1 protein-coding gene and 1 pseudogene are annotated in these 986 nt (G+C 62.7%); both read right to left on the bottom strand.

Annotated features, from left to right (window positions below; genetic code table 11):
- Nucleotides 1-438, bottom strand: a 438-nt coding sequence (locus I5W_RS28585; RefSeq protein ID WP_044531795.1) for an ABC transporter ATP-binding protein, incomplete at its 3' end; no start/stop codon positions are given.
- Nucleotides 435-986: pseudogene (locus I5W_RS28590) on the bottom strand (ABC transporter ATP-binding protein); the annotation flags it as partial. The gene I5W_RS28585 and the pseudogene I5W_RS28590, both read right to left, overlap by 4 nt.

Consider the following 986-nt stretch of genomic DNA (forward strand, 5'->3'; position numbering starts at 1 on the left):
GCCCGAGAGGTTGCCGGCCAGACCGGTGGCGCGGTGCTTCAGCCTGGGGAAGATTGAATATACCCACTCCAGGTCACGTGCCACACCGTCCTTGTCCTTGCGGGTATAGGCGCCCAGGGCCAGGTTTTCTTCGACGGTCAACGTGGTCAACGTGGCGCGGCCCTCGGCCACCTGCACCACGCCGGATTCAACGATGCGGTGCGGCGACATCTGCAAGAGGTCTTGCCCGTTGAGCAGCACGCGGCCGCGCTGCGCCTTCACCAGGCCGGAGATGGCCAACAGCGACGTGCTCTTGCCGGCGCCATTGGCACCGACCAGTGCGGTGATCTCGCCTTCGTTCAGGGACAGGCTGATGCCCTTGACCGCTTCGATGTGGCCATAGGCCACGGCCAGGTCTTCTACCTGCAGGATGGGTTGCTTGTTGCCGCTGGCGCTCATGCTTCTTCCTTGCCGAGATAGGCCTCGATCACTTCCTGGTTGTTCTTGATCTGGTCCGGGGTGCCTTCGGCGATGATCTTGCCGAAGTTGAGCACGGCGATGCGCTCGCACAGGCCCATGACGAAGCGCATGTCATGCTCGATCATGAAGATGGTGAAACCGCGCTGCTTGATGTTGACGATCTCGCTCATTAGCTCGGTCTTCTCGGCCGGGTTCATGCCGGCCACCGGTTCGTCCAGCAACAGCAGCTTGGGCTTGGTCGCCAGGGCGCGGGCGAACTCCAGCTTGCGCTGCTCGCCATAGGAAAGGCTGTCGGCCAGCATGTGCGCCTTGTGATCCAGGCGCACCCAGGACAGCAGCTCCAGCGCGCGTTCGCGGGCTTGCTGTTCGGCACGGCGGAAAGCGCCGAGGTTGACAACATGCTGGCCACCCCATAGTTCAGGTGCTCGTGCATCCCGACCACGACGTTTTCCAGCAGCGTCATTTTCTTGATACCCGGATGTTCTGGAAGGTGCGGGCAATGCCGCGCTCGGTGATCTTGTGCGGGG

The sequence above is a fragment of the Herbaspirillum sp. B65 genome (assembly GCF_000333555.1).
GTDB lineage: Bacteria > Pseudomonadota > Gammaproteobacteria > Burkholderiales > Burkholderiaceae_D > Herbaspirillum > Herbaspirillum rubrisubalbicans.